Origin of the sequence: Comamonas sp. Z1 (genome assembly GCF_008121555.1) — a bacterium.
In the GTDB taxonomy this organism is placed as follows: domain Bacteria; phylum Pseudomonadota; class Gammaproteobacteria; order Burkholderiales; family Burkholderiaceae_C; genus Comamonas; species Comamonas thiooxydans.
The window spans coordinates 34,237-58,062 of sequence record NZ_VOQT01000020.1 but is presented as its reverse complement, the minus strand read 5'-3'; the positions used below and the strand labels follow the sequence as shown (position 1 = coordinate 58,062).

At 53.9% G+C, this 23,826-nt stretch carries 20 protein-coding genes, 4 pseudogenes and 1 other annotated feature; of the genes and pseudogenes, 6 read left to right on the top strand and 18 right to left on the bottom strand.

Annotation, left to right across the window (positions count from 1 at the left end; genetic code table 11):
* From FSY45_RS23585 to FSY45_RS28530, 10 genes and pseudogenes are all read right to left on the bottom strand, one after another.
* The gene (locus FSY45_RS23585) at positions 1-1,098 is read right to left on the bottom strand and encodes a DegT/DnrJ/EryC1/StrS aminotransferase family protein (RefSeq protein WP_034359162.1); all 1,098 of its coding nucleotides are present in this window, start codon (positions 1,096-1,098) and stop codon (positions 1-3) included.
* Positions 1,095-1,685: an acyltransferase gene (locus FSY45_RS23580; RefSeq protein ID WP_034359166.1), complete on the bottom strand. Its 591-nt coding sequence runs from the start codon at positions 1,683-1,685 to the stop codon at positions 1,095-1,097. Before FSY45_RS23580 ends, FSY45_RS23585 begins: the two co-directional genes overlap by 4 nt.
* A gap of 14 nt (positions 1,686-1,699) precedes the next feature.
* Complete coding sequence (locus FSY45_RS23575) at positions 1,700-2,647, bottom strand: Gfo/Idh/MocA family protein (RefSeq protein WP_034359168.1); 948 nt, start codon at positions 2,645-2,647, stop codon at positions 1,700-1,702.
* A gap of 19 nt (positions 2,648-2,666) precedes the next feature.
* Positions 2,667-3,962: a nucleotide sugar dehydrogenase gene (locus FSY45_RS23570; protein ID WP_034359171.1), complete on the bottom strand. Its 1,296-nt coding sequence runs from the start codon at positions 3,960-3,962 to the stop codon at positions 2,667-2,669.
* Between the two features lie 64 nt (positions 3,963-4,026).
* Positions 4,027-6,270: a polysaccharide biosynthesis tyrosine autokinase gene (locus FSY45_RS23565; RefSeq protein WP_034359172.1), complete on the bottom strand. Its 2,244-nt coding sequence runs from the start codon at positions 6,268-6,270 to the stop codon at positions 4,027-4,029.
* A gap of 56 nt (positions 6,271-6,326) precedes the next feature.
* Positions 6,327-6,761: a low molecular weight protein-tyrosine-phosphatase gene (locus tag FSY45_RS23560; protein ID WP_034359190.1), complete on the bottom strand. Its 435-nt coding sequence runs from the start codon at positions 6,759-6,761 to the stop codon at positions 6,327-6,329.
* A gap of 11 nt (positions 6,762-6,772) precedes the next feature.
* Positions 6,773-8,002 carry a polysaccharide biosynthesis/export family protein gene (locus FSY45_RS23555; RefSeq protein ID WP_052057682.1) on the bottom strand — a complete coding sequence of 410 codons (1,230 nt, stop codon included), beginning with the start codon at positions 8,000-8,002 and terminating at the stop codon, positions 6,773-6,775.
* Between the two features lie 268 nt (positions 8,003-8,270).
* Positions 8,271-8,789 carry a transcription termination/antitermination protein NusG gene (locus FSY45_RS23550; RefSeq protein WP_052057683.1) on the bottom strand — a complete coding sequence of 173 codons (519 nt, stop codon included), beginning with the start codon at positions 8,787-8,789 and terminating at the stop codon, positions 8,271-8,273.
* Positions 8,790-8,859: 70 nt separating this feature from the next.
* Positions 8,860-9,882, bottom strand: coding sequence for an AraC family transcriptional regulator (locus FSY45_RS23545; RefSeq protein ID WP_080746215.1), 1,023 nt, complete (start codon positions 9,880-9,882; stop codon positions 8,860-8,862).
* 1,097 nt (positions 9,883-10,979) lie between these two features.
* Positions 10,980-11,129: pseudogene (locus tag FSY45_RS28530) on the bottom strand (transposase); the annotation flags it as partial.
* A 203-nt stretch (positions 11,130-11,332) separates the two neighbouring features.
* On the opposite strand from FSY45_RS28530, the pseudogene FSY45_RS23535 reads away from it, so the two are divergent.
* The 4 genes and pseudogenes from FSY45_RS23535 to FSY45_RS23520 form a co-directional block, all read left to right on the top strand.
* Positions 11,333-12,528, top strand: a pseudogene (locus FSY45_RS23535) (IS3 family transposase); the annotation flags it as partial.
* Positions 11,564-11,680 (top strand) — a sequence feature (AL1L pseudoknot). (Overlaps the previous pseudogene by 117 nt.)
* 331 nt (positions 12,529-12,859) lie before the next feature.
* On the top strand, positions 12,860-13,159 hold the full coding sequence (locus tag FSY45_RS23530; protein WP_034359175.1) for an H-NS histone family protein: 300 nt from the start codon (positions 12,860-12,862) through the stop codon (positions 13,157-13,159).
* Positions 13,160-13,436: 277 nt separating this feature from the next.
* Entirely contained in the window at positions 13,437-13,850 is a 414-nt protein-coding gene (locus tag FSY45_RS23525; protein WP_187427602.1) for a LexA family transcriptional regulator, read from the top strand.
* A 6-nt stretch (positions 13,851-13,856) separates the two neighbouring features.
* A pseudogene (locus FSY45_RS23520) lies at positions 13,857-14,174 on the top strand (DNA polymerase V subunit UmuC); the annotation flags it as partial.
* Positions 14,175-14,467: 293 nt separating this feature from the next.
* Here the strand turns inward: FSY45_RS23520 and FSY45_RS23515 are convergent.
* Positions 14,468-15,424: a GlxA family transcriptional regulator gene (locus tag FSY45_RS23515; RefSeq protein WP_137923811.1), complete on the bottom strand. Its 957-nt coding sequence runs from the start codon at positions 15,422-15,424 to the stop codon at positions 14,468-14,470.
* A gap of 115 nt (positions 15,425-15,539) precedes the next feature.
* On the opposite strand from FSY45_RS23515, the gene FSY45_RS23510 reads away from it, so the two are divergent.
* Together FSY45_RS23510 and FSY45_RS23505 are read left to right on the top strand one after the other, a co-directional pair.
* Positions 15,540-16,427 carry an MBL fold metallo-hydrolase gene (locus FSY45_RS23510; RefSeq protein WP_232776335.1) on the top strand — a complete coding sequence of 296 codons (888 nt, stop codon included), beginning with the start codon at positions 15,540-15,542 and terminating at the stop codon, positions 16,425-16,427.
* Positions 16,428-16,625: 198 nt separating this feature from the next.
* Positions 16,626-17,177 (top strand): annotated as a pseudogene (locus tag FSY45_RS23505) (tyrosine-type recombinase/integrase); the annotation flags it as partial.
* Here FSY45_RS23505 and FSY45_RS23500 read toward each other — a convergent pair.
* The 7 genes from FSY45_RS23500 to FSY45_RS23470 form a co-directional block, all read right to left on the bottom strand.
* A complete protein-coding gene (locus tag FSY45_RS23500; RefSeq protein WP_225934870.1) occupies positions 17,064-17,468 on the bottom strand; it encodes a hypothetical protein in 405 nt (134 codons plus the stop codon). The pseudogene FSY45_RS23505 and the gene FSY45_RS23500 sit on opposite strands and share 114 nt — an antisense overlap.
* A gap of 68 nt (positions 17,469-17,536) precedes the next feature.
* Positions 17,537-18,403 carry a nitrilase family protein gene (locus tag FSY45_RS23495; RefSeq protein ID WP_137923810.1) on the bottom strand — a complete coding sequence of 289 codons (867 nt, stop codon included), beginning with the start codon at positions 18,401-18,403 and terminating at the stop codon, positions 17,537-17,539.
* A 36-nt stretch (positions 18,404-18,439) separates the two neighbouring features.
* Positions 18,440-19,144 (bottom strand): ABC transporter ATP-binding protein, encoded by a 705-nt coding sequence (locus FSY45_RS23490; RefSeq protein WP_137923809.1) that lies wholly within the window; start codon positions 19,142-19,144, stop codon positions 18,440-18,442.
* Positions 19,141-20,970, bottom strand: coding sequence for an ATP-binding cassette domain-containing protein (locus FSY45_RS23485; protein WP_137923808.1), 1,830 nt, complete (start codon positions 20,968-20,970; stop codon positions 19,141-19,143). Before FSY45_RS23485 ends, FSY45_RS23490 begins: the two co-directional genes overlap by 4 nt.
* Positions 20,971-20,977: 7 nt before the next feature.
* Positions 20,978-21,811, bottom strand: coding sequence for a branched-chain amino acid ABC transporter permease (locus FSY45_RS23480; RefSeq protein WP_137923807.1), 834 nt, complete (start codon positions 21,809-21,811; stop codon positions 20,978-20,980).
* A 30-nt stretch (positions 21,812-21,841) separates the two neighbouring features.
* Entirely contained in the window at positions 21,842-23,032 is a 1,191-nt protein-coding gene (locus FSY45_RS23475; protein ID WP_148748444.1) for a substrate-binding protein, read from the bottom strand.
* 131 nt (positions 23,033-23,163) lie between these two features.
* Entirely contained in the window at positions 23,164-23,808 is a 645-nt protein-coding gene (locus tag FSY45_RS23470; RefSeq protein ID WP_137923806.1) for an ANTAR domain-containing response regulator, read from the bottom strand.
* Positions 23,809-23,826 lie beyond the last annotated feature (18 nt).

Genomic DNA, 23,826 nt, shown 5'->3' with positions numbered 1-23,826 from the left:
TCAAGCTTTTACGTCGAGTGCGCTACGCAAGGCCTTGCAGATCTGCAACTGCTCGTCCAGCTTTAGGTAAGGCCCCATCGGCAAGCTCATGACTCGACCAGCCAATAGGTCACCTATCGGCAGTTTCGCCTGATCTCGCTGTACAGCGGGCTGTTTATTGAGCGGAAGCGGGTAATGCACGGCCGTAGGAATACCCCGCTCGGCCAATATTTTCTGTATCGCCTCCCGGCCTTCCAATTGAAGGGTATATTGGGCGTAGGCGCTTATGTTGCCGTCCTCCACATGAGGAAGCGTAATCGCGGCATCTTCCAGAAAATTGGTATAGGATTTTGCGACTTGCTGCCGCATTCCTATCTCTTCGTCCAGCACAGCGAGCTTCTGCAGCAATATCGCTGCCTGAATGGTGTCCAGTCGGCTGTTGACGCCTACGCGGAGATGGTGGTACCGCTGGTCCTGCCCATGGCGTGCAATCTGGCGAATTATTTTTGCCAGCTCGTCGTCGCTGGTGAAAATCGCACCGCCATCTCCGTAGCAGCCAAGGGGTTTGCTGGGAAAGAAGCTAGCGCATGCAATAGTGGTGAGGTTGCAGCTTTTTCGTCCCCTGTAGCTGGCGCCGAAGCTTTGCGCAGCATCTTCGATCACATGAATCCCGTATCGAGCGGCAATGTCGTTGATGGCGTCGAAATCTGCGCACTGGCCATACAGGCTGACCGGGATGATCGCTTTGGTGCGCGCTGTTATGGCGGCTTCCAGCAGCGCAGGATCCAAGTTGCAGGTACGCGGATCGACATCAACGTACACCGGTTTCGCCCCCAGCAATGCGGCCGTTTCGGCCGTGGCAATATAGGTGAAGCCAGGGGTGATGACCTCATCGCCTAGGCCGACCCCAAGCGCCATCTGGGCGATTTGCAGAGCGTCTGTGCCATTGGCCACGGTAATGCAATGCTTGGCGCCAGTATAGGCCGCAAGCTTTTCCTCGAGCTCCGCAACCTCAGGGCCCAGGATATATTGGCCATGAGACAGAACCCGTGCGATGGCAGAGTCAATCTGATTTTTGAGACGGGCTTGCTGGCTCTTGAGGTCGATGAATTCGATCATGGCGTATTGGCTTTCAACTTGGTCACGGCATTACCGTCGAGCACATAGCGATCCCCCGTGTGCGAACAGATGGCTTCCGCTTGGCCTTCCAGCGGCAGGTCGAGCGTCTCCCCGAACTCACTCATCCAGCCGATCTGCCGCGCGGGCACACCGACCATGAGCGCATAAGCCGGCACGTCCTTGTTGATCACCGCTCCTGCACCGACAAACGCATGTACACCCACAGTGGTACCACAGACAATGGTGCAGTTGGCGCCGAGCGTGGCACCCTGCTTCACCAGCGTGCGACGATATTCGTCTCTGCGCGAAACAGCCGAGCGCGGGTTGTAGACGTTGGTGAACACCATGCTAGGGCCGCAAAACACATCGTCCTGCAGAGTCACCGCGTCATATACGCTCACGTTGTTTTGGATCTTTACGTTGTCTCCGATCACCACGTCATTCCCGACGTAGACGTTCTGACCCAGCGAGCAGCGATCGCCGATGCGCGCGCCGGCGCTAACATGCACCCAGTGCCAGATGCGTGTACCGTTGCCGATTTGCGCGCCTTCATCAACGATCGCACTGGGGTGGACATTCATGCTCATGTTGCTACCGCCTTTCAAACCAATCGGTGCACACTGGGGTGCACCTCGCCGTGGTCGCCCTTCACCGGGCGTGCGCTGCGGATCGTGTCCACCGTCTCGATGCAGTGTCGAGCGTCTTCGATTCCATACCCCCTGCCGGCCAGGATCTCCTGGTAGCTGGTGGTATGCAGCTCAGTGAAACCTTCGGAGAACTCCAGTTGCTCGCCGCTAATGTCGATGCTGCGGAAAGTCGGCTTCCTGCCTTTGACCGCTTCCGGCAAATCGTTTGCGTCGATCGAGAGGAACCAGCGCACACGGGCGCGTTCGTACTCGAGATAGCCAGCAGCCTTGCTCTCGGCGCTGTAGTGCATAACGTTACGCTGCAAACGGCCAAACACAAAGTGCAGCATGTCAAAGAAGTGCACTCCAATATTCGTCGCCACGCCAAAGGATTTGCGCGGGTCGCCCTTCCAGCTTTCGTCGTACCATCGGCCACGAGAGGTGATGTAAGTCAGTTCGACATTGAACTTAGTGTCTGAAGGCGCCAGAGCCACCTTCTCGCGAAGCTTGAGGATCGCGTCATGGTGACGCAATTGCAGAATATTGAAGACACGGCGCCCAGTCTCCTGCTCTACGCGTACTAGCTCGTCCAGTAGCTCGGGCGTTGGCACCAGAGGCTTTTCGCAGATCACGTCCGCACCTAGCCGCAGACCAGCGGCGATGTGCGCATGGTGCAGGTAGTTCGGGCTGCAGATGCTGACGTAGTTGAGCGCCGACGCCGGGCTCCGCTGCAACTGCTTGGCACGCTCGTAGAAGCGCTCGAATTCCGTGAAGAATTCGCTATGCGGAGAGATGCTGTCGATGATGCCGACAGAATCGTTGATGTCGTAGGCAACCGCCAGGCGGTTGCCACTGTCTTTGATGGCACGCATGTGACGCGGTGCTATATAGCCTGCGGCACCAATCAAGGCAAAGTTTTTCATATCTTATTTATCAAATTCATCAAAGTCGGAAAACGGTAAAGCCAACTTCTGCAGCCTCTTTCCTACTAAACAGACTCTTTACATCCACAAGCACTGGTTTGCTTCCGCGACAGAACGCACGCAAAGTTGCCAAGGGCATCTGCCGGTATTCGTTATGACCCACAGCGACCACTAGAGAATCCACAGCATGATCGGGATCAACCGCCTCTAACTCCAGACCATATTCGCGTGCAACTTCCTCAGCATCGGCCCAGGGGTCGGCTATCGCCACACTAGCCCCCCATGCTCTGAACTCATTGACCATGTCTACGATCTTGCTGTTGCGGATATCAGGACAGTTTTCCTTGAAGGTGACACCTAGTACGCCAATGCGGCATTGAGAAACATCCATACCATTGAGCAGCATGTGTCGGATGGTGTTGCGCGCCACATAGCGGGCCATGTTGTCGTTGATGCGACGACCAGCAAGAATGACTTGTGGGTGGTAGCCCACTTCCTCAGCTTTGTGGGTAAGATAGTACGGATCAACGCCAATGCAGTGGCCTCCGACGAGCCCAGGACGGAAGGGAAGAAAATTCCACTTGCTACCGGCTGCCTCGAGAACATCTAGGGTGTCTATACCGATGCGATCGAATATGACGGAGAGTTCATTAACAAGGGCAATATTCAAGTCACGCTGAGTGTTCTCGATGACTTTGGCGGCTTCCGCTACCTTGATACTGCTAGCTTGGTATGTTCCAGCGGAAATAATGGAGCCATAGAGAGCATCAACTTCACGTGCTACCTGGTGAGTGGATCCACTTGTGATCTTCTTAATCTTTTTCAGCGTGTTCACCTTGTCACCAGGGTTGATACGTTCAGGGCTATAACCGCAGAAGAAATCGACATTGAATTTTTTTCCGCTAAATTTCTCGAGTACTGGTACACAAACTTCCTCAGTAGCTCCGGGATAAACCGTGGACTCGAAAATGACGACAGCCCCAGAAGGCATGGCTTTGCCAACAGTCTCACTAGCCTTGACTAACGGCGTAAGGTCTGGTCGATTAACGTTGTCAACCGGAGTGGGTACGGTGACAATAAAAACTTGACAGGAAGCCAAATCTGAGGACGTGTTACTAAAGCTCAAACGGTTAGCCGCTGTAAGGTCTGACGATGCCACTTCCAATGTGCTATCGTGTCCTGCTTTCAATTCAGCAATACGCTCTGCATTAATGTCGAATCCAAGCACGTTACGGTGCTTTCCAAATTCGACAGCCAATGGCAATCCGACGTAACCTAGCCCAATCACGGCTATATTTGCTTGTGATAGATTCATTTTGCTGCAACGAGGTTTCTGGCATTGACACACTTCAATAGCGGACGAAAGCCGGTGGAAGAAATCAGTATTCGTAGTTGACATAGCGGTATTTGCCATGCCTGTAGCCCAGGCCGTAGCTGTAACGCCGCGTCGCCATGTGAAGATCGTTGAAAACGACGCCGCGCACTTCAGCTCCGGCCTGAGCCAACCGCTTAGAGGCCTCCTGCAGCTCGCCAAGGCTAGTCACCTCGGCCCGCGCAAGCATGAATACCGCGCCCACCAGAGGCGCTAAGATGGCGGCATCAGACGCAGCCAGTACAGGAGGCGCATCTAAAACTACAAAGTCGTACTGAGTGGCAACTTGCTTCAGTAATGCCTGGGTGGCCGAATTTGTAAGTAATTCCGCGGGATTTGGCGGCAAAATGCCTGTGGATAAGAAGTCAACATTTGGCACAACCTCACGACGCACTGCATCACCAAATGCCATGCTGCCGCTGACCACTTCGCTCAGTCCTCCTGTACGGCCCTGTCCGAAATAGCTGTTCAGATGTCCTTTGCGCAGATCAGCGTCGATAAGCAACACGCGTTTGCTGGCCGCAGCAACTATCGTGGCAAAGTTGACGCTGGTAAATGATTTACCGACGCCCTGCGTAGGGCCTGTAAAAAGCACCAAGCTGCTAGGCATATCAAGCATGACGAACTGCAGCGCGGTTCGCAGGCTACGCATGCTCTCGACCACTGGATCGTCAGGCGCTTGAATAGCTAACACGTGATTGCCAGGCAGTTTGCCAGCGATAGCTTTGGCCTGCTCAGCTTGAACCTCGGAATGCGGTATGGTTGCGAGCACGCGAAGGCTGCTGTGCTGCTCGATTTCCGACGGATCCTTGAGGCCAACGCGAAGGTTGTTCCGAGCAAATGACAGACCCAGTCCAACTATCAAGCCTAAAACAGTGCTTAGCACCACGATCAATGCACTACGAGGCTTGACCGGCAACTCAGGCACGATAGCTTCATCCACTAGCCGGACATTACCGACTCTGCCCTCTTTGACCAAGCGCAACTGTTGAACGCTGTTGAGCAGCGAAATATAGAGTTCGTTGTTAACCTTTACATCGCGTGTTAAGCGCAGCAGATCTTGCTCCACGGAAGGGAAAGTTCGAGCGCGGCTATTTAACTTGGCAAGCTCGGCATTGATGCTGTTTATCTGGTTGTCAATGATCTGCAAGCTAGGGTGGGCACTGGTGAACCGAGCCTCAATTTCCTTGCGCTTTTGCTGTAGCTCCACGAGGCTTATATGCAGTTTCGCCCCATGATCAAGCATTACCTTTGCCTCGCCCTCAAGGTCGAAGACATTGTTCTGACTGCGATACTGATTGAACTTCCGCTCGGACTCCTCGAGCTCCTTGCGAAGTTGGGGTAGCTGAGTCTCAAGGAAGGCTAGCGATTTTGCTGCTTCTGCAGCCTTTCGCTGGGTGTTTTGACTAACGTAGAGCCTGCCAATCTCGTTGAGCGTCTGGGAGATCTGCAGAGGATCGCTACCCTCAAGGGTGCTGCGGATCATGCCTGACTGTTTGCCCTTCTCACCAATACTGATCTTGTCCTGGAACTGTCCGATGACATCTGCCTTTGAATAGCGAGTGACATAAAATGCAGCACCGGCTTTTCCATTAGCACCGACCACCAGCAGGCTGCCCTCGCCTTCTGGATACTGGATGTGCATAGACTTACCGATAGTTCCTTCGCCCAAAAGCTCGCCGTCTGGCGAGACCAACTGGTAACCCTTTTCTGTGAGTACAACCGTATGTACCTTGCCTTCTAGACTCTTGGGAACAGTGAAGTTGGCCACCTGAAGCGCTTCTGTACCTCGGACATAGCCATCCATACCCAGAAATCCAGGTTCAGACAGCCCGGTCGCACGTCGTGCAAGCCAGCGACCAACAAGCGGTATGTACTTGGGAGTGACCTCCAGATCGAGGTGCAAATTGGCTATCGCCTCACCAATCACCATGCGTGAACGCAAAATCTCGATCTCAGCAACCGCTGGAGATTTAATATCGAACATGCTGCTAACGTCATTCAGCAAGCCATTCGCCCCTATGACCTTCGTGTCTTCAACTTGGATCAAGATATCAGTCTGGTAGACCGGGGGGCTTAATAATGTATAAGCGAACCCGATGCAAAGTGCTAGCGCTGTTATGCCCGCGATAAGCCAACGGCTGTCAAAAACTACATCGAGCAAATCAATTAAATGGATTTCGTCGTCGTACACAGGAGATCCCGCAGATTGATCAAGTTGTGTGACGTTTTTGTAAGGAGGAAGATTCATGCTTTCAATTGCTTCTGCATCTAGCGTTGATTGATGCTCAGTTCACCGATAACGCACTAGCCAAGTTGCTTGATGCGGGGCACCCAATCGGTAACCCCCCGTGAGATGCAGGCATAAGCGACATTGAAGGCCTCGCGCGACTGTAGGTACGGATCGACAATGTCGAAATCGCTCCAGTCCCCCAGTCTGAAAACCTTGCCTCTGGTCCAGGGATATTGCTGCTCCAAGTCAAATTTTTGACTCTGTTCCATTAGTAGGATTAGTTCTGCCCGCTGGCACATCCAGGCGGTAAGTTGCTGGGCTCGATGAGCAGATAAATCCAAGCCATGCTGCACAGCTACAGCTACGGACTCCGGATCGGCAGGGTTACCGACCAACGCTTTCATACCGGCCGACCAAATAGTCTTACTGGGAAGCTGACGTCGCAACAACGCTTCAGCCAGAGGACTGCGGCAAATATTGCCTATACAAAGAACCAGTATGTTTTGCATCTTGTCGCTGCTCAACGGGTCGCCGCAGCGGATGCATTGTTGATAGCTAAAGCACTAGGCAAGATCTGGCTGATGACACGGTTCCATCGCACAACAGGTGCAGGATCGACGTACACCACATCACGCGACTTAAGTGCAAAGCCTTCGGATAAGGCATAGGCCATTGGAGAACTTGCATCTAGGTGAAATATCTCAGAATTTCCGTCGGGCAACGGTCGCACTACATAGACCTGTTTTGGATCGCCAGTGATGGTGCTAATTCCGCCTGCTTCTCCAAGAGCCTCATTTAAACTGAGTTTTCCATTACGCAGAGGCTGTGCCATTGGGCGCGTCACCTCGCCAAGAATATAGACCTTGGATTCCTCTTTACTTAGCACGCGGACTAAATCTCCCTTACTCAGAAGAATCAGCGATGGATTAATACCCAACTCCAGCAATCGTTGCATATCGATCGCAGTAGTTTTTCCATCCCGAGATATCATCACGCTCGCACGGTCGGCAAGGACAGTGAACCCCCCGGCACGATTAATCGCTTCAGGTAGGGTCATTGGAATGTCGTTGATAGCTTGCAACCCTGGAGCGCGAACCTCACCATCGATATAGACGCGACCACTGCGATAAGACTGTATACGCAAAGTAATGCGGGGCTTCTTTACATATTTGGATAGTTTCTGCGTAAGTACATCCCGTGCCTCAAACTCGGTAAGACCTTCGAGATTTACACCGCCGACATAGGGAAACTGGATGTAGCCGGCAGAACTGACGTTATATCCGTTACCCACTGGCGATACGCTGGAAACATCACTCGTAAGCGAAGATGCAGCAGGAATCAGAGCAAGCTCGGGATGATCCCAGACAACAATATTAAGGATATCACCTGGGCCGATTTGATAAGGTCTTGGTGTTCCAAATAATGCGCGCACTTCTGAACTGAGCTCATAGGATTTATTCCTATTCTGCACCCGTATCAGATCCGAGGTAATATTTATAAGTTGATTCGTAGAAATTTTTACTTGATCCGTTACTTCCTTAGAACTATTAGATTTCTGCTCTTCATTTTCATCAATTGACGATACTCCATAATTTTTCAGAGGTTTAATTAAATCATTGGCAAAGCCTTGTTGCATAAATTGTCCAGGTGCCAATGCGCAACCGGCAAGACTAGATACTAATAAAACTTGTACTGCAAACAAGCAGTACTTAAAATTTTTCAAGCATTTATATTCAATTTTTTGATGCATTGAAATCCATTTTTTCTAAAAATTGTACATGACCAGAATTTAGGCGAAAAATTATTCAAGAATAATTTTCTTTAGATCAGCACTCAATTGTTAATAAATTTTGAAATTAAAAGAAAATAAGCACGCAGGCTACCGCAATGTTTTCGCCTAGAGAGGCGGAAACATATAAGTGAAACCAACATCTTATCGCACTAACAAAACAACTCAACAACTCAACAAGTCAACAAGTCAACAAGTCAACAAGTCAACAAGATATTTACCGACAATCTTATGCTGACTCCAGTCTATGTGGCTCTATGTTAACAAGCAAAGGACGGCCTAATATTTGAAGCAATACCGATACGCGACGACTAGAAACCTTATTAACTACGCCTTCGATACCTTTTAATGCTTTTTCATTAATTCGAACACGATCACCCGGACGTAATTTAATAAGCTCATCTTCATCTAATGCAGTGCGCTCTATTTCTATATGTCTGATTGCGTTAAGAACTTCCGGAGCTATCTTAGCAATCTGAGATCCAAAGCGAATCACGTGTGATACACCACGTGTGGAGCTAACCGGCAATATAGACTGAGCAGAATTTACTGGTCGAAAGAACACATATCTTGGAAACATAGGCTCAAAAACAACTTTGAAATTTTCGCCATTTTTTTTGAACTGTTTGTAGAGTGGAAGATAGGCATCAAACCCCTGCGCAATAAGGTTCTCAACTGCAACGGCTTCAAGCTTCGGGCGTGTATATACAGCAAACCAAAAATGAGAATTTTCAAGTATTTCACTCATAAGCTATCCTGCAGATGAATCATAAATTCTGTAATTTCTCAGTAACGCAAATACTATCAATAGGTTAATCTTATCTAAGCATCATTTCTTTGCTAAAAACTCGGAACCTCAACGGCGGAACACCTGCTATTTTTTGAAATGCGCGTGTAAAATGGGCCGCATCCGAATAACCCAAAGATAGTGCAACATCAACAATCTTTGTATCTGAATCAGTCAAAAGATGCATAGCCTTATTGAATTTTATTTCATTTAGTATTCCACGATAGCTTAAACCTGAATCTGCTAACGCGCGCTGCAAACTTCTTGTACTAGCATTTGCCATTTCTGCTATATCAAATACAGTCGGAACTTTTCCATCCAGATAAGAAGGCAACATTAGTCTAAGTGCATCAATTAATGAATTAGAATAGTTAAGAACATCTATTTCATTTTCTTTGCCGAATATTTTTTTATTAATTGGCGGCATGCTTAAATAGCATATTGGAATCTCGATCCAAGCTTCTCGGTGTGCAGACGTAAATTTACACCTACTCCAAATTGCGCGTACATCATCAGATGGCATGTAATATGCATTAAATGCCATGCATTCAGGCATCCAATCATTACCAGCAAACTGTCGGACTATCTCAATGAAAATTAAATTATTTATCCATTGAAAGTTTTCAATATTTTGCAACGCAGATGTATTTTTAAACGATCCACAGACTCTTAAAAAAGATCCATGAAACTCTATTTTTATTAATAAATCAGTATTTTCTATTTGCGCTCTCGCACTAAAATTGTGCAAAGCCGAATAAAGATCCGGAGATCCATTTATGATCGATTGAGATTTATCGGATAAATATTCGAAGTTGATTTTTTTAGAAAGCAAGTAACCAACATCATAAGATCCGCGCATTCGCCTAGCCGCATCAGAAAACTGAACTGCATTCCTCAAAGGAACATAGCAATCTTGTTTTCCATACAAGTAAATAGGCAACTTATTTTTCATCAACAGAGATTCAATTTCTCTATTCGAAAAGCAAGTCGCTTCAATAAAAGGGAAAAGAAATTTCCCACGCACCAAAGGTATTTTTAACATATCTCGCTGCATGGAGAAAATCCAGCGCAAATTTTCTTAAATTAGTTTATGTATAATTATTCACTTTTTCGCCAGGAATTAATTTTCCCGTCGTTACGAATTAATACAAATTAAAACATAATAGAACCGCATATTCTTGCCACATTACGCCAACATCACTACCAGTTCGCGCCACTCTGGAATTTAAAAATATCCAATATCCGATTGAATTTATACTGCCGGAATCTTTGAGGTAAAATATTTATACTCTGATCGTGAATTTTAATTATCTTTAATAAAAAGCAATTAGACTCTGACCATATTTCAATTAAATCAATATCATTACCTTATTGATTTATTAATGGATAAAATAAAAATTATTTTCAATCGACACACTCATCTTCCAAAGTAACTCAATTAATATAAATATATCATTTGATATCATCTGATATCAGATCAAGGTGGATTAACATTACTTTCAAAATGCTAATACTTGACTTCTACGAGAACGCTCTACCCTAATCCGACACGATTGCGTCAACCTGTTTTAGGTCGAACTAACCCCAACCTCCAGACGAAGCTATGCCACCGCGAGGGTCGGTGGGTAACCACGTTCAGTGAACCTATTGTTCATTTCTACAGAAATGTGGAGCTCATTAAATAGCGCCCAAAATTTCTGAACATGACCAGCTCGCCCATTAATCTTATGCAGTTAGTTTTTTGTCCACAGAGCTTTGTCGGTAGTAGTGACCCTACACTTTCCATATCCTTCTATTCTTCTTCCAAATCAACAGCCACTTCTCGGTAAAAAAGGGAGTGTCCTTTGCGTTTTCCGGCATTTCTTTGTAAGAGCTAATAGAGACAGCACTACTTTTGATAAACGCTTCATAAACGGGCCGTGCGTCATATGCACGATCACCAGTGAAATATGCACAGCTTGGTTTCGGGGAATTATTTGAGTAGATCGGCTATAAGAGCCGCATCACGTACTTCATTGAAGCTCACGCTAATCGCCCATATTTACAGCTTCTGTGCATAAATTCCGATGTGCAGTTTTCGCCACTAAAGACGGCGCTCAGTGAGATGTTTTTTTGTTTCCATTCACCTAACACCAAGCATTTGATGCCCGTTTAATCTACCGGAAAATGCAGACCTGCTTGTCTGCGCCTATACCGGACGTTAACATCCAGACTCAACTTTAGCGTGCACAGCCGACTAAAGTCTGGCACAGGCCAACCAAGGCCAGATGGCTCGAGTAATGACTTAACAAGTCCGGTAGCTTGTCGAAGGGCCTAACCAAGACACCTTCTGATCCAGCCAAATCGTCAGGGAACGGAGAAGCAGTACTGCTTCCAGTTGGTATTGCGATAGCGTCTTTTAGTTGTGGGTTGGCTTATCCGCCGATCCCGACGTCCCCATACCGGATTTGAGTAGCGTCTGGCTCTAAAGTCCAATCCCGAAGACAGGAGATTGGACGTGAAAAAGAGATTTACAGAAGAACAGATCATTGGCTTACGCATCGCTGTGGGGTGCGTGTGAATCGATGGCGCCTAAAATTGGTTGTTCTGTCAGCACCCTGCACGGGTGGATTCAACGCAATGAAGTCGACATGGGCCTGTGACCAGGACTCACCACGGATGAGCGTGAACGACTCAAACCGCTTGAGCGGGAAAACAAAGAATTGGGCAGGGCCAACGACATCCTGAAGCCTGCGAACGCTTTCTGCGCAGGCGGAGCTAGCTCGAAGAATAAAGAGCTGATTGACTTCGTAGACAAGTACTGCAATGTCTATGGGACCGAGGCAATTTGCAAGCTGCTGCAAATTGCCTCTTCAGGCTATAGAAGCATGGTTCAGCAAAGAAACTGCCCGTGGCTGCGCTGCAGCCGGAGCCAATCAGACGCAGAACGTTGCGGCCATATTCAACGTGTGTGGCAAGCCAACTGGCAGGTTCACGGGGCAGTCAAAGTTTGGAAGCAAATGCACCGAGAGGGTTTGCCAATTGCCCGCTGCACGGTGCAACGCCTGATGCACAAACTGGGACTTGAAGGTGCAAGACGTCGCAAGAAAGTGCCTACGACACACCCAGATGCTGCAAGACCATACACATTAGACCTCGTCAATCGACAGTACCCAGCACAGCGCCCAGGCCAGCTTTAGGTCGCTAACTTCACCTATTTATCGACGTGGCAAGGGCAGAAGTTTGTGACGTTTGTGATTGATGTCTATGCCTGCCGCATTGTGGGCTGGCGAGTCAGCAGCCACATTTGCACCGAATTTGTGGTGTATGCGCCAGACCAAGCCCTGTACGCAAGGCAGCCAAGCTTGGAGGCGGGTTTGGTACACCGCTCCGACAGAGACAGCCAATACGTATCCGAGCGCTATACCGAACGTTTGGCCGAGACAGGTCTGATGCCCTCAGTTGGGAGTGCAGGGGATTCCTAGGATAACGCCGTGGCGGAGACCATCAATGGCCTGTACAAAACGGAGCTCATCCACAAGCGGGGCCTTGGAGAACAAGGGAATCCCTGGAGCTGGCGACCTTGCAATGGGTCCATTGGTTTAACCACCAGCGCCTACTGGAGCCCATAGGGCATACACCGCCAGCAGAAGCCGAGGTAAGCTACTCGCGGCAATTTGCCAAACCTGTGCGGGCTGACGCCTGCACTTCAACCAACTAGCCTCCGCCAAACTCGGTGTGATTCAGTCGAAATCAATGTCGATGCTTCTGTTCCGTCAGTGATTTCTAGCTGTGCCTGCTTCTAATTTTGGCTGTAGAAGCTACAGAGTGGCTTTACATTGTCAGCGGCAACTGCTACCTTGGTTTTCCGGCACGACAAAGGTGGAACCTATATAACGGGACCGCTTCCACCCTGCCTGGAAGTTTGAGACCATCGTCCGTGACTAGTAAGTAATAGCTATTTCGGGTAATCGAAGGTTCAAAAGATGCCGCATCTGCCTCAGAATCATGCACCTGCGTATCACCATCAATGACCAAGTGTCGAAAGCAACATGACGAACTCCAACAGCTCGTATCAACAATTACTGGCACAACGTGCAGCCCTTGAGCAACAGATTGCAGCTGCTAGAAAAGCAGAGCTCGCTGTGGCAGTGCAGGAAATCCGAAAGCTCATTGAGGCGTTTGGGCTTACCGAAAGCGACATCTTTTCTTCAGGGAAGCAAAAGCGCGCAAACGCTGGATCTTCGGTTGCGCCAAAGTATCGTGACCCCAGCACAGGCCAAACTTGGACTGGCCGCGGTAAGCCTCCAACGTGGATCAAGGACAAGGATCGATCGCTGTTTGAAATCTAATGAATTCGCGACATCAAAAAAGTGGCCCTCGAGGCCACTTTTTTTATTACTCACTATGCTGCTTGGCTCTGTAGAGATCGATGCGCGATTGAGCACCTTGTTTGGCCGGCAGCGATCAATCCACGTTGCTCCCTCAAGACGCTCATGTCAACGCACGAACGCGCCCAGTCACTCACTCCACAAGTGGAAAGCAATCGATATCAAAGTGGATTCTTAGTGCCTGATCTCTATCAATCGTTATGCTGTATGCACGTACAGCCATCGACTACTGAGCGGCATGCCCGTCCAACTCACTGCCTCCCCAGTTGCTTTGCCTCTGGCAGATTGCAGCGTGCACGCAGGCTTCCCCTCTCCGGCCGAGGACTTCTCTGGCAAACGGCTGGACATCGCCGAGTTGCTGGTTGAGCACCCGCAAGCCACATTCCTGTTGCGCGTGGCCGGGCCGTCTATGCGCGAGTACGGCATCGATGACGGCGACCTCATCGTGGTGGACCGGGCACTGCGGGCTCGTCACGGCAGCATCGTCGTGGCCGTTCTTGACAATGACTTCACCGTCAAGGTCTTGTACAACGCCGGCGGCAATTTCAGGCTCCGAGCCGGCAACCCCACCTATCCCGATATCGTCCCCAAAGAAAATCAAGAGCTGGAAATCTGGGGTGTGGTCAAGTCTTGCATCAAGCGCTTTGCATGAGCATGTATGTTCGCGCTCATTGATGGCAGCAACTTCTACGTTACCTGCGAGCGGGCGTTCAGACCCTCATTGCAGGGCATTCCCGTTGTCGTCCTGAGCAATAACGACGGCTGTGCCATCTCACGCTCCGACGAGGCAAAAGCTTTGGGTGTGAAGATGGGACAGCCGTTTTTTCAACTGCGCGATCTGGTCGAGCATAAGGGGCTCGTCTGCCTCTCTCCAAACTTTGAACTGTATGGCGAAATGAGCGACCGCATGATGTCGCTGGCTGCCGGCCTGGGGCCGACTCAGGAAATCTATAGCGTCGATCTAAGTGCACCAGGCTACTGTTGCGTTTCCTTTGAGAAGGAAGTCGTTGACTGGTGTTGCGATTAACCGAGTAGGGCTGTTGCGTTTCATTGGCAGTGGCGACCATTGCCCGGAAGCCAAGTGGGCACCCGGATGAGTATTTTGGAGCAAACCCACTAGGCGTTCGCACAACAAGCCCTCCACCGATTTCCATCCCAAACTCATCAACGATTTGCATTCAATCCCGCCACCTTCACCACGCAGAACTTATCTAACAGGTCAAAGCTAAAGGGGCTCAATGTCGCAAATCGACCCGGAGCAGACAAAGCTCACGCGCGCCCAAAGGTTCTTCGCCATTCACTGGGACTGACCTGGTTTCTGCGCTTGAAGTGCTGACGCAGCGAGGTCGGGTTCTGAAATCCGACCAGGTCAGAGATGGCTTCCACCGGCAAGGTGGTGCTTTCCAGCAGCTCTCGGGTCCGCTGCAGGCGTTCGTTGATGAGCCAGTCTCCCAACGACATGCCGGTCGCCTTGCTGAAGTGGCGCGTGAACGTGCGCCGGCTCATGGCGGCGCGTTGGGCCAGCGCATCGACCGAGTGGACCTGGTTCAGGTGCTGGCGCAAATGGTCCAGCAACTGATTGATCCTGGCATCTTGCGTGGAAGGGGCAAGCGGCTGTTCAATGAACTGAGCCTGTCCTCCTTCGCGGTGAGGCGGCACCACCATCATCCGGGCGACTTTGTTGGCCGTTTTCTGGCCGTAGAACTTGCGCACGATGTAGAGGCAGCAGTCCAGGCCCGCCCCTGTTCCCGCCGATGTGATCAGGCCATCGTCATCGACATACAGCGCATTCATGTCCAGTTGCACTTGCGGAAAGCGCAGCTTGAAATCCTGCTCCGCCATCCAGTGTGTGGATGCGCGTTTGCCATCCAGCAAGCCCGCATAGGCGAGGACATACGCGCCGTAGCACAGCCCCACCACATGGGCACCCCGCTGGCGGGCCTGGCGCAAGGCGGCCATCAGCTCGGGCTCAGGACGCTCGGCCAGATCATGCCAACCGGGGATCACGACGATGTCAGCCTTGGCCAGCAACTCCAGCCCGCCATCGGGTTGGACGAACAAGGCCCGCTCGGCCGCCAGCGCGGTGCCGCCTGGCGTGACGATCTTCAGATCGAACAGCGCCTGCTCGGGCAACTGCGCACTGAAGATCAAGAACGGCACGCCAAAGTGAAACGGGCTGAAGTGCGGGTAGCTCACGAGGGCCACGAGGGGAAGTCGCTTTGACATGGAGCTCCTGGGTGAAGTGGCCCAATTCTTTCGAATATTGACGCTTGGGTCAATTCTACAAAGGGGCGAGAGACACGACCATGGAGGCCTCTTCAACTCAACGCGGGTGTCCCCCATGTTCTCGATGAAAGCTTTCACTCCCCTGCTGGTCTCGCTGTCGCTGGGCGCCTTTGCGGCAACCGCCTGGTCTGCACCGGCAACCGTCACCGGCACCTCGGTCAAAGTGCAGCAGATCCGTAACGCCACGGTGAAGATCGACTTTGCTGGCACGACCTTCCTGGTCGACCCGATGCTGTCGGACCAAGGGGCGTTCCCCGGCTTCCCGGGCACTTACCGCAGCGAACTGAGAAACCCCTTGGTCGCGCTGCCCTTTTCAGTGAAGGATGTGCTGGACAGCGTGGAAGCAGTGGTCGTGACCCACACCCATACAGACCATTGGGATGAGGCCGCTCAAAAGGCGATCCCCAAGAGCCTGCCGGTCTTCACGCAGAACGAAGCGGATGCCAAGCTCATTCGCAGCCAAGGCTTCCAGGACGTCCGCGTGCTCACCGGCTCCACCACCTTCAAGGGTGTGAAGCTGAGCAGGACCGGCGGTCAGCACGGCACGGATTTGTGGTTTGCCGACCCCGCGCGTGCGGCGTTCATGGGCCCGGTCATGGGGGTCGTGTTTGCGGCGCCGCAGGCAAAGACGGTCTACGTGGCGGGGGACACGGTGTGGCGTCCGGAAGTGGATCAGGCACTGAAGCTGCACAAGCCCGACGTGGTGATCCTCAACACAGGGAGCGCGCTCGTGAGTGGCTTTGAGGAGCATCCCATCATCATGGGCAAGCAGGACACACTCCAGGCCACCAAGGCAGCGCCCCATGCGGCCATCGTGGCCGTGCACATGGATGCGGTGAACCACATGTCACTCACCCGCAAGGCCCTGCGTGAGTTTGTGCAAGACCATAAAATTGAGCAACGGGTGCTGATTCCCGAGGATGGCGAAACCCTCCGGTTCTAAACTACTACGGTGCCTCGTCGTCAAGACCGGACACGGGGGACCAGAGACCGCTTTTGGCCGGGAGTGTCAGTCTCGAACCGCGCCCGAGAGCAGCCGTTCGGCGTGGTGGGCCGGTACGACAGCCTCTTGACTCAGAGCAAGCGCCCATTTCGCCTGTAGGCGCATCTTGGTTGGCCCTCAACTCGATGGGAGACCATCATGGGATCCGCTACCAACACGGCTCATCGCGAGCCATGGAACAAAGGCAAGATCGTCGGGCAGAAAGCTCCTTTCAAGCTGAAAGACATTTGGGCGCTCCGGGTGCGTCTACAGATGGAGCATCGAGTGCGCGAACTGGCCCTCTTCAACCTGGGCATCGATAGCAAGCTTCGGGGCTGCGATCTGGTCGCCCTGAAGGTCAGGGATGTGTGTCACGGTGATCAGATGGCAACGCGTGCCATCGTCATGCAGCACAAGACCCAGCGCCCGGTGCAGTTCGAAATCACACTGGCGGCCCGGGAGGCGCTTCAGGCTTGGATCAAGCAGGCTAAGCTCAAGCCCGAGGACTTCCTGTTTCCCAGCCGCCTGCACGCCTCGCCACATTTAGGCACCCGGCAGTACGCCCGCATCCTCGGGCACTGGGTCGATGAGCTTGGACTAGACCGCGCCGATTACGGTACGCACTCGATGCGCAGGACGAAGGCGACGCTCATCTACCGTCGAACCAAAAACCTGCGTGCTGTTCAGTTGCTTCCCTTTGAACTGGGCCACATACTGGTCGGAACGCACCACCACCAGCGTGCCCCGCCTGCGGTCGATGTCGCGCAGCGCGAAGATGTCCTGGCCGCTCCTGGGATCCGGGGCAAACACCTTTTCCAGGTTATGGAGTCCGTGCCGGTCCTTTTGCGGATGCAGCAGGGCCGGCAAGGCGTGCAGCTCGATGTCCTGGTACGGCTCCTGGAAGATGGCGCGCAGGTCGAACAGCGCATCCGGGTCCTGGCCCAGCGCCCTCTCGGTACCAGCACGCCTATACACTGGCTCGACGTACTGATCCAGTGTCATCGACACGGATCGCCTCAGGAGCTCGCGCAGGCAAGCGGTATTGAGGCTCGACGCGCTCAGCGGCCAGGTCATGCAAGAGGAGGTTGCAAAACCTGTGCATACACCTGCGGACGGCGGTCGTTCAGCACGTGATTGTTAGCGTTGAGGGCGCGCAGCTGGCGAGCAGTGTTGAAGTCAATCTCCGCCAACAGCATTTCTTCCCTGTCGGGTGATGCCGGTCCGGCCAGTGGCCAACCGTCGGGGCCCACGATCAGGCTGCGGCCGAGGAAGGGCTGCCCGCGTTCGATGCCGATGCGATCCGCTGCGGCGACAAACAGCGCGTTGGTGTGCGCGCCGCCCATCGCGAGAAGATTTGCCATGGTAGGAAGGTCGGACGGCTGGTGTCGCATGGGAACCCAGTTTGTTGGCACACACAAGAGTTCGGCGCCGCCGACTGCGGCCATTCGGTAGATCTCACTAAACCACATGTCGTAGCAGATAGCGCAGGCAAAGCGCCCCCCTTCGAATTCGAACACCGGCACGCCCAGGTCGCCCGGCTCGAAGAACAGCTGCTCGGCGTCCCAAAGGTGGTTCTTTCGGTAGGTGCCCAAGTACCCGTCGGGACCAATGACCGCAGCGGAGTTATAGAGCCGGTCGCCAACGCGTTCAGAGACGCCAGCGACGATCACAAGGCCAAGCTTTGCAGCAGTGCGTATCCAAGCCTCGCAGCTGGGACCACCGGGCACCGGCTCCGCCGCCTCGAATGCCTCCTCTCGGGAATTGAAAACGTAGCCTGTGTTGCACAGCTCGGGCAACACCACAAGACGTGCGCCCGCGGCCGCTGCCGCTTCGATGTACTCCAGGCTACGCCTGAGGTTGTCCGCCTTCTGGCCTACACGAGGTTCCATCTGAACGCAGGCGATCCGCAGCGAGATCGGAGTTTGGTTGGCTGTCATGAGCGTATAAATGGGAAGAAATTGCAAATTACGCTGTCACAGCCCCAAATCGGCCGCGATATGCTGCGCTGCTTGATTGGAATCCACCCTGGCTGCATTGACGATCTCGCCGCGCTTGAGCAGCAGATAGCGGTCGGCCACCGATAGCGCGAAGCTGACGTTCTGCTCTACCAGCAACATGGCGGTTCCCGAGCGCTCGCGCTCGCTCCTGAGAATTGCCGCCAAGCGTTCGATCACCGAGGGTTGCAGGCCTTCGGTGATCTCGTCGATCAGGATGAGCGCCGGAGCGGAAAGGAGCGCGCGCGCAATCAGCAGCATCTTCTGTTCGCCCCCCGAAAGCGTTCCTGCACGCTGCTTCAGGCGCGTGGCCAGAACCGGGAAGACGTCGGCGACGCGCTCAAATTGCCTATTGAACGATTTCGATTCGCGCAGCCCCAGCTGCAGGTTCTGCTCGACGCTGAGGTCGTGGAACAGAGGCTTCTCCTGGGGGGCGTAGGCCAGTGCACGCCGAGCCACCTGGTGCGCGCGCAGCTTACTCACATTTTCACCAAAGATGGACACCGTGCCACGTTGCGCCGCAACCAGGCCCATGATGGTTTTCAAGAGCGTGCTCTTGCCCATGCCGTTCTTTCCCAACAGCGCAACGATCTCCCCCGGTGCAACCGATAGGCTCACGCCGTGCAGAACCATTGCACCGCCGTAGCCGGCGGTGAGCTCACTGACCTCAAGTGCGGCACTCATGCATGTTCTCCAGGTGCGCCAGCACCGGCATAGACCTCGCGAACGAGTTCGGAGTTGACAACCTCTTCGACGCTGCCGTCGAGGACGATCTGGCCTTGATGCAAGACGATGATCCGGCTGCTGATCTCGTGCACGAAGTCCAAGTCGTGCTCGACCAGCAGTACGCACAGAGCGTAGTTCCGAGTCAGGTCAAGCAGAATGGCTCCGATCTGCGTACGTTCTGCCTTGGTAAGCCCGGCCGTGGGTTCGTCAAGGAGTAGCACGTTAGGTTCCAGCGCCAGCACCATCGCCAACTCGAGGGCTTGCTTCATACCGTGCGAGAGATCGCGCGAAGCGACATCCAATTGCCTTTCCAGCCCAGTGGCTCGCAGCACCTCGAGCGCAGCATCCGGCAATGCGAGAACCGAGGCACGCCGCAAGAGTGACGGCGGCTCGAGCCGCGTGCGGGACACCCGCATGGCCTGCGCGACCGTCAGTGACTCGAACACGTTGGCATTCTGGAACTTGCGACCTGCTCCCAGTGCGACACAAGTCGCTGGCGGGGACCGAAGGATGTCATGGTCATTGAGCCTGATGGTTCCCGATGTCCGCTCAGCGCCATCGGCGATGCATTTCATCAAGGTGGTTTTGCCCGCACCGTTCGGGCCGATCAAGCTCAGCAGCTCGTTGGGCCGCACCTTGAAGTCGATGCCGCGCAGTACCTGAAGACTCCCGAAGCGCTTGTGGACGTCTTCGACGCTGAGCGCAAACCGGCCGACCGAGGCCAAGCCAGCGAGAGGCCGTGGTTCGGCAACGCGCAGTGCCACCTCCTTTGCGCGCGAAGCGCTCCCCCGGGTGCCGAGCCGACACCATCGACGCACAGCGTTCAGCAGCGCTGGCAGCAGCCCCTGTGGCATAGCAACGATGACGATGACGAAAGCCACACCACTCAGTAGTTTCCACAGGAACGGAAGGCTGCCACTCAAGTAGGAGGTGCTGCTGTCGAGCAGCACGGTACCAATCACCGGTCCGAGCAGAGTGCCGCGCCCCCCGAGAGCGACCCACATCAGCAGTTCGGTGCCGAACGCGAAGCCAGCGTATTCCGGTGCCACCACCATTTGCACGCAGGCGAAGAGAAAGCCGGCGCAGGAGGCGACCGCCCCACAGGCGACCATGAGCAGAATCTTTACGCGCGAGACATTGATCCCAAGATACGCGCAGCGCTGTTCATTATCTCGAATGGCCTCGAGAATGCGGCCTGCGTCGCTGCGAACAAAGACCCATGCGCCCGCGGTGATCACGAGCAGGAAGCCAGCGGTGATACGGAACCAGGCCTCGAGGGACAGGTCAAAGCTCTCGAACCCAGCGAGTCCGCTGCTTGAGCCGGTGAAGCTGCCGCCGGAATACAGCAACTGACTCACAACGATGGGCAGTACCAGGGTGATGACAGAGCCGTAAAGCGCCGAGGCACCGGGATGGAAAGCGAACCAGCCCACGACTAGAGCGACCAGCATGGCGCCGGCGATGGCGATGCCGAAGGCCATCAGGGCCGTTCCTGGTCCAAAGCCGACGTGCGTAAAAGTCAACGCTGCCGCATAGGCGCCGAAGCCGAAGAACGCTGACTGGCCGAAAGTCAGGATGCCTGTGTAGCCCCAAAGGATGTCGACTGTGATGGCGACCGCTGCATAGAGGAAGGCGCGGATGAGCGTATTGACCAGATAGGTCGGCAATACGTCGGGCGCTATGAAAAGCAAAACAATGCCTGCGGCTGCCAGACCGACGGGCAAGGCCAATCGACGCCTGGTCACTGCGGGGTTTGCGACTACGGGTTGGGTGCTAATGTTCATGTGTGTTTCAACCTCGTGCAAAGCCTTCCGGACGCACGCGAAGGATCAGCGCTGCAAGCACTACGATGGTCAACCCGCCCAAGATAGGATTGGCCCAGGTGCTGACCAAGACTTGGGCGCCACCGAGTACCAGACAGGCGATGCCGAGACTGACCAGAGAAACGCCAGAGACCATCACGATCATGAAGGCGTTGACAAGCCAAGGCACGCCCATGTTGGGGTCGACGCTGGAAAGCGGGGTGATCAGGGAACCAGCCAGACCGGCGAGTCCGGCACCGAGTGAGAACGTCGCCAGACGCACCAGGCTGGTATTAATGCCAAGTCCCCGGGCCAGGTCTTCGTTCATGATCACTGCGCGTGTCACGAGCCCCAGGCGAGATCCGTTCATCATCCAGCCAAGCACGCCGACGACTGCCAGCGAGAGTGGAATCATCAAGAGCCTATAGCTCGAGTAGGAAGCGCCGGCGAAGTCAAAAGCGCCGCTGAGAGGACTTTGTACGAACTGCACGCCACGATCGAAGACCAGGGTGATGCATTGACCCATAACAATCGCCAATCCCCAGGTCGCCAGGATGGCGTCGAGTGGGCGTTGGTAAAGCGGCTTCATCACCAGGCGCTCGACCAACGCTCCAAGGAAGCCCCCGATGGCGAATGCTACCGGCAAGGACCACCAGGGGTTCCATCCTAAATTGGTCACCAGAAGTGCGGCGTATCCCCCCACGGTGAGGAAGGCACCGTGCGCGAAATTGATGATCTTCATGACGCCGAAGACGATCAGAAGGCCGGCCGAAACGCCGTACAGGATGGCGGCGGTGGTCAGAATGTCGAGCACCAAGGTCATAGCATCAGTTCCTGGTTCGTCTAGTTGGCGCTATTTCAGCTGCGGGCACTGCGCACCGGGAGCGACGTTCTGGAAGGTCTCTAGGATCTTGACGCTGCCGTCAGCCTGCACCTGGCCTATGTACATGGTCAGCGCTGCGTGGTGTTGCTGGTCCATCTTGATCTCGCCGCGTGGGCCGTTGACGGATACTTCCCCGAGCGCCTTGAGGACCTTGTCGGTCTCGAGAGTGCCTGCCTTTTCAACCGCGAGTTTGTACGCCCAAACAGCTTCGTACTGAGGCGTGGAGAACTCGTTAGGTGTCTTCATATCCGGTCCGAAGCGCTTGCTCATCGCGGACAGAAATTTCTTGTTGCGCGGCGTGCCGATGCTGGTGTAGTAGGAGCCCGCGGTATAGACACCCTTGGCATCGCTGCCCATGCTCTTGGCGGTGCCTTCATCCACCGCCAGATTGCCGAAGGGAAGACTGACGCCGGCAGCCCGAAGCTGCTTGGTGAGCGTCACGTTGGGCGCCCCGCCTGAGGTAGAGCTAATCAGGGCATCGGCGCCTGAGGCCTTGAGCTTACTGATGATGGCTGTCCAGTCCGAGCCGTCTATGGGCAAGTACTCTTCACCAACCACCTTGTGTCCTTTCGACGCAATGTATTTGCGCGTGAACTCCAGCATGCCGCGGCCAAAGGCGTAGTCACTTCCGATCAGGAAGTAGCTCTTGGTATTGAGTTTTGTGCTGAAGTAGTCGACCACTGAAGCAACCTGCTGCTCCGGCACCCAGGCGTTGATGAACAGGTGCTTATTGCAGGAGCGGCCTTCGTAGAAAGAGGTGTAGATAAAGGGCTTCTTGGCGCGGGTGACGATGGGGAGTGCCGCGTTGCGTGCGGCACTCGTCTCCGTGGAGATGACAGCGTCAACCTTCTTTTGAAACAGCAACGAGTCGTAGGCTTTCTGGGCACCTGCAGCACCGCTGCCATCGTCTGCAACCTCAAGCACCACCTTGCGTCCGAGAATTCCCCCTGCCGCGTTGATTTCGTCGATTGCGAGCTGTGTGGCCTGTACGACAGAAGGAGCGATGATGCTGTTTGCGCCGCTCAAGCCCACCGCCGTACCAATCACGACAGGCGGCATTTGCTGTGCCGCAGCGATGGGACTGGCGAGCAGGGACACGGACGCGAATGCAAATGCGGCGAGGATGCTCGTCGCGGTAAACAATTGAGTTGATTTGCGCATAGGGCTCACGATCGAGATTTGAAAGTCAAAAACAAAAAAGCCTTCGTCCTGCCGCATGGCAATTGAACGAAGGCTTCCTAGCCAACTGAAGTGCGGCAGCCCTGCCGCGGTGCATGAAAGCGCTCTCTAAGCTAGCGCCGTGTTAGTCCAAGCACCTTCCGTGCCAACTTCGGGCCTGAGGTTGCCGTGGACGTGCTGTCAAATACCCTGTGTGCGGTAATGATGGAGCGTGCCACAGCGCCCATCCCTAGGCGCTGCGAGGTGGCCTGGCTTCGAATCAACTGGTATGCGGCATCTTCGTCGAGGCGCTTCATCTCCATCAAAATTTGCGTCGCGCGCTCTATCTCGCGCCGACTGCGCAGCGTTTCTTCGAGCTTGTTGACCTTAGCGAGTAGGCGGGATTGGTAGCCGTGTAGCGAACGTGCCAGCAGCAGACTGGAAACAATGCCCGAGGGGCGGATGGGTTTGGTAATGAAGCAGTGCGCTTCCGATTCGAGAAGGCTCTTGACTGCACTGGGGCTTTCGTAGTCGACGACGGCCACCAAGCACGGGGCGGGGTTGACGAATCGTGGCAGTGTCACACGCGGTCCTTCGGCGGTGATTGCAAAGAACACAACGCTGGTCGATACCGAAATACTGGCCGGAGGCGGCCAGCAGGCGTCGATCTGGCACCCGATGCGCTTGAGATGGCGCAACAATTCTTCGATCTCACGGTCCAGCGGATGCAAAACCGTCACATTCAAGCCGCGCAGTTCGCGCATCGGATCATTGCTCATGTCGATGTATTTAAAGAA

Excerpts from the sequence above, each read along its gene's own strand:
- FSY45_RS23585 (WP_034359162.1), bottom strand. The coding sequence starts at position 1,098 with ATGATCGAATTCATCGACCTCAAGAGCCAGCAAGCCCGTCTCAAAAAT.
- FSY45_RS23580 (WP_034359166.1), bottom strand. The coding sequence starts at position 1,685 with ATGAGCATGAATGTCCACCCCAGTGCGATCGTTGATGAAGGCGCGCAA.
- FSY45_RS23575 (WP_034359168.1), bottom strand. The coding sequence starts at position 2,647 with ATGAAAAACTTTGCCTTGATTGGTGCCGCAGGCTATATAGCACCGCGT.
- FSY45_RS23570 (WP_034359171.1), bottom strand. The coding sequence starts at position 3,962 with ATGAATCTATCACAAGCAAATATAGCCGTGATTGGGCTAGGTTACGTC.
- FSY45_RS23565 (WP_034359172.1), bottom strand. The coding sequence starts at position 6,270 with ATGAATCTTCCTCCTTACAAAAACGTCACACAACTTGATCAATCTGCG.
- FSY45_RS23560 (WP_034359190.1), bottom strand. The coding sequence starts at position 6,761 with ATGCAAAACATACTGGTTCTTTGTATAGGCAATATTTGCCGCAGTCCT.
- FSY45_RS23555 (WP_052057682.1), bottom strand. The coding sequence starts at position 8,002 with ATGCATCAAAAAATTGAATATAAATGCTTGAAAAATTTTAAGTACTGC.
- FSY45_RS23550 (WP_052057683.1), bottom strand. The coding sequence starts at position 8,789 with ATGAGTGAAATACTTGAAAATTCTCATTTTTGGTTTGCTGTATATACA.
- FSY45_RS23545 (WP_080746215.1), bottom strand. The coding sequence starts at position 9,882 with ATGCAGCGAGATATGTTAAAAATACCTTTGGTGCGTGGGAAATTTCTT.
- FSY45_RS23530 (WP_034359175.1), top strand. The coding sequence starts at position 12,860 with ATGACGAACTCCAACAGCTCGTATCAACAATTACTGGCACAACGTGCA.
- FSY45_RS23525 (WP_187427602.1), top strand. The coding sequence starts at position 13,437 with ATGCCCGTCCAACTCACTGCCTCCCCAGTTGCTTTGCCTCTGGCAGAT.
- FSY45_RS23515 (WP_137923811.1), bottom strand. The coding sequence starts at position 15,424 with ATGTCAAAGCGACTTCCCCTCGTGGCCCTCGTGAGCTACCCGCACTTC.
- FSY45_RS23510 (WP_232776335.1), top strand. The coding sequence starts at position 15,540 with ATGTTCTCGATGAAAGCTTTCACTCCCCTGCTGGTCTCGCTGTCGCTG.
- FSY45_RS23500 (WP_225934870.1), bottom strand. The coding sequence starts at position 17,468 with ATGACACTGGATCAGTACGTCGAGCCAGTGTATAGGCGTGCTGGTACC.
- FSY45_RS23495 (WP_137923810.1), bottom strand. The coding sequence starts at position 18,403 with ATGACAGCCAACCAAACTCCGATCTCGCTGCGGATCGCCTGCGTTCAG.
- FSY45_RS23490 (WP_137923809.1), bottom strand. The coding sequence starts at position 19,144 with ATGAGTGCCGCACTTGAGGTCAGTGAGCTCACCGCCGGCTACGGCGGT.
- FSY45_RS23485 (WP_137923808.1), bottom strand. The coding sequence starts at position 20,970 with ATGAACATTAGCACCCAACCCGTAGTCGCAAACCCCGCAGTGACCAGG.
- FSY45_RS23480 (WP_137923807.1), bottom strand. The coding sequence starts at position 21,811 with ATGACCTTGGTGCTCGACATTCTGACCACCGCCGCCATCCTGTACGGC.
- FSY45_RS23475 (WP_148748444.1), bottom strand. The coding sequence starts at position 23,032 with ATGCGCAAATCAACTCAATTGTTTACCGCGACGAGCATCCTCGCCGCA.
- FSY45_RS23470 (WP_137923806.1), bottom strand. The coding sequence starts at position 23,808 with ATGAGCAATGATCCGATGCGCGAACTGCGCGGCTTGAATGTGACGGTT.